Genomic DNA, 3487 nt, shown 5'->3' with positions numbered 1-3487 from the left:
GCTTCGACAGCCAGGGCCAACAGGTTGCCTTTGCCAGAAGAAGCCCCCTGTTCAAGCGCCACAAGGGCACCTTCACAGGCTGCTGCATCGCGCGTTTCGCGGATGCCCGCCAGACGCGCGACCTGTGCTTCGCGCACGGCGACGTTATCAACATCAAGAATGTCGATCGCATCCTCTTTCTCGAGACGGTATTTGTTCACACCGACAATGACTTCGTCACCCCGGTCAATATTGGCCTGACGACGCGCAGCACTTTCTTCGATGCGCAGTTTTGGCATGCCAGAAGCCACCGCCTTGGTCATGCCGCCCATTTCTTCGACTTCTTCCATCAAAGCCCAGGCTTTGTCCGCCAGATCAGATGTCAGGCTTTCGACATAGTAAGAGCCCGCCAACGGATCGACCACATTGGTGATGCCGGTTTCTTCCTGCAGGATCAGCTGGGTGTTGCGCGCGATGCGGGCCGAGAAATCTGTGGGCAAAGCAATGGCTTCGTCCAGCGCGTTGGTGTGCAGGGATTGCGTGCCACCGAGGGCGGCTGCCATGGCCTCGTAAGCTGTGCGCACAACGTTGTTGTAAGGATCTTGTTCTTGCAAGGACACGCCAGAGGTTTGGCAGTGGGTGCGCAGCATGGAGGATTTTTCGAGCTTTGGTTCGAATTCTTCCATGACGCGATGCCACAGAAGGCGCGCGGCGCGCAGTTTCGCGGCCTCCATGAAGAAGTTCATGCCAATGGCAAAGAAGAAGCTGAGGCGCCCCGCAAATTTATCGACATCCATGCCCGCATTGATCGCCGCGCGCACATATTCACGCCCGTCAGCCAGGGTATAGGCAAGTTCCTGCACAAGGTTCGCGCCCGCTTCTTGCATGTGGTAGCCGGAAATCGAGATCGAGTTGAACTTGGGCATCTCATTCGACGTGTATTCGATGATGTCAGAGATGATCCGCATGGAGGGTTCAGGTGGGTAAATATAGGTGTTACGCACCATGAATTCTTTCAGAATGTCATTCTGAATGGTCCCAGCCAACAGGGATTTATCGTGCCCCTGTTCTTGGCCCGTCACGATGAAATTTGCCAAGATCGGGATCACAGCGCCGTTCATCGTCATGGAAACGGACACTTTATCCAGCGGAATGCCGTCGAACAGGATTTTCATGTCTTCAACGGAATCAATCGCAACGCCGGCCTTGCCCACGTCACCAACCACCCGTTCATGATCACTGTCATAACCACGGTGGGTTGCCAGATCGAAGGCCACAGAGACGCCCTGTTGACCAGCGGCCAGCGCTTTGCGATAGAAGGCGTTGCTTTCTTCGGCCGTCGAAAAACCCGCATATTGGCGGATGGTCCAGGGGCGGCCCGCGTACATGGTGGATTTCACGCCGCGCGTAAATGGCGCATGGCCCGCCGTGGAATTCAGGTGATCCACGCCTTCAAGGTCCGCCGCGTCATAGTAAGGTTTGACATCAATACCTTCGAGCGTCTTCCATGTCAGATCCTCAAGCGGTCGGCCGCGGAGTTCCTTTGTCGCTTGGTCTGCCCATGCGTCTGGCAGCGGCGTATTCTTTTTCGAAACCATCGTCTTGTCCTCTCTGGTCTTCTTCCCAGGCGGGCTCGCGCCCTGTGTCGTCAATCAGTGTTATTTTTTTATTCTTTTGCATCCGCAGCCAGGTCAGGTCTTCGCGGTACGCGTCCTGTAAAGCGGCGGTATGATCTGCGGGCAGTGGGTTCCAGGACGCGCCCAGATCTTCCAGGCTGTTGTCAGCTGGGCGTTCACCACGGTCGGTCACGATTTCTTTCAGGCAACGCGTGCTTGGCGCGATGGCATGGCGTTTTTGTTGCAGCGGCGACAATCCATCCGTCACCACCCCCGTCATCACCCCAAGACTGCGGGCGGCATCAGCGCCAAAGCTTTCGTAAGGCAGCACAAGGATTTCAGCCCCAGGGAATGCGGCATTCAGATCTTCGACCAGCATGCGCCAGCGCCGGGGCTGGGTGACAAGCCTATCCATCTGCGCAAGATCCGGCATGGCATGCCCTTGCATGATCCCTGCGGCAAATTGCGAAACCCACCAGCTGTCATAACTGCGAATGCACAGCACAATCCGGCTGAGATGGCTGTCAAAAGCCTTGTGCATCCGTGTAAACCGCGCGGCTGCCGTCGGATAAAGACGCCCCGTCGTGATATTCTCAGATATGTTGCCCATCAGATCCGGTTCAGACAAGATCACCTGCCCAAACTGGTGGCGGGTTTTTTCTGCAAGCATCAGGCGCACAAGGCCCGCGGCACGATGCGCACGCCGGTCTTTTTCGGCGGTCGCTGTATCCGGATGGCACATCAGCCCGGTCAGCAATCCCGCACGGGTGACATCCGCACCTATGGCAGAGACATTTTCCTCTGCCAGCACTGCTGCATTGTGTTTCAGGAATTTCTGAAATGTCGTCGTTGCGGTGCGATGCGCACCCATGTGAAGAATAAGTTCAACCATCTGTACCCCGATCCTGTCGGCACAGGCCCGGGTCACCAATTGTCCCCCGACAACGACCATCCCAAGCCCACCATGCCCCGGCATCTGCCATAACATGGTCCGCATTTCGGAAGTCTTAACCGCAGCACATATCGGAATGCGCCCTTTTCCCCTGGCAATTGCCCGGAAAAGGATTATCTCTGAAGGAAGGGAGAACCTTATGAAAAAACGCTCACGTGCCCTGATCTCAATCGCATGCGCCGCATCCATCTTTGCAGGGGGCGTGCCTGCTGTGGTCAGCGCACAGGCAGATGACAGCATCGGATTACAGATGCGCGACGCCAGTGATGTCACAGGCGATGAATTCCTGTGGCAGGCGCGGCTGATCGTGGTGTTTGCAGACAGCCCGCTTGATCCGCGCTTTGCGGACCAGATTGCAAAGTTGGAAGCGGGTGCCGAAACGCTGTTGGATCGTGATGTGGTGGTGATCACCGATACGGATCCGGGGATGGCATCTGAACTGCGTGAAAATCTACGCCCGCGTGGTTTTATGATGGTGTTGATCGGGAAAGACGGCGTCATCCGGCTGCGCAAACCCTTTGCCTGGGACGTGCGTGAAATCAGCCGATCCATCGACAAAATCCCGCTGCGCCAGCAGGAAGTCCGCGACCGACGCGCGACGGAGTAAGCGGCGATATGTGTTGCGTCACATTGCATGGCGACACGCTTTAAATGGGGCCAGCATATAGTTCATTCTGATGCCCCAACCAAATATGGGCATGCCTGCATATCTTCGCCAACACATATATTCAAACCTGTGGATGAATTATGGCCTGACACCGTGACGTAGATTGAACTCGGGAATACATCTCCGTTTTCCTTTTCCGAAAAGCCATAGGTATTCATATCTGAATCAGGCCCGACGTATGTGTTGCAGTGCCATTGACCATCGGGCGCTTTTACTGCGAGCCCGGCGAAGGTACGTCGATCAGATACCTCCCCATCAATCACACTCAGTCGT

The 3487-nt window shown here is 56.0% G+C and carries 4 protein-coding genes; 1 reads left to right on the top strand and 3 read right to left on the bottom strand.

What is annotated here, in order from left to right:
• Together scpA and ACPGUT_RS15795 are read right to left on the bottom strand one after the other, a co-directional pair.
• Positions 1 to 1577 (bottom strand): methylmalonyl-CoA mutase (scpA, locus tag ACPGUT_RS15800; protein WP_423993041.1); only part of this gene is annotated, 1577 nt, incomplete at its 3' end.
• Positions 1498 to 2592, bottom strand: coding sequence for a hypothetical protein (locus ACPGUT_RS15795; RefSeq protein WP_423993039.1), 1095 nt, complete (start codon positions 2590 to 2592; stop codon positions 1498 to 1500). The genes scpA and ACPGUT_RS15795, both read right to left, overlap by 80 nt.
• Before the next feature lie 94 nt (positions 2593 to 2686).
• Here ACPGUT_RS15795 and ACPGUT_RS15790 point away from each other — a divergent pair, with 94 nt between their 5' ends.
• On the top strand, positions 2687 to 3154 hold the full coding sequence (locus ACPGUT_RS15790) for a DUF4174 domain-containing protein (RefSeq protein ID WP_423993037.1): 468 nt from the start codon (positions 2687 to 2689) through the stop codon (positions 3152 to 3154).
• Positions 3155 to 3216: 62 nt separating this feature from the next.
• On the opposite strand, the gene ACPGUT_RS15785 is transcribed toward ACPGUT_RS15790, so the two are convergent.
• Positions 3217 to 3487: hypothetical protein (locus ACPGUT_RS15785; RefSeq protein ID WP_423993035.1), on the bottom strand; the 271-nt coding region annotated here is incomplete at its 5' end.

Origin of the sequence: Halocynthiibacter sp., assembly GCF_049608145.1 — a bacterium.
Taxonomy (GTDB): Bacteria; Pseudomonadota; Alphaproteobacteria; order Rhodobacterales; family Rhodobacteraceae; genus Halocynthiibacter.
Note: the sequence above shows the minus strand (reverse complement) of the source record. Positions and strands in the feature narration are given on the sequence as shown.

What these genes read in the sequence shown, in the direction of transcription:
- ACPGUT_RS15795 (WP_423993039.1), bottom strand. Translation starts at nt 2,592, where the DNA reads ATGCGGACCATGTTATGGCAGATGCCGGGGCATGGTGGGCTTGGGATG.
- ACPGUT_RS15790 (WP_423993037.1), top strand. Translation starts at nt 2,687, where the DNA reads ATGAAAAAACGCTCACGTGCCCTGATCTCAATCGCATGCGCCGCATCC.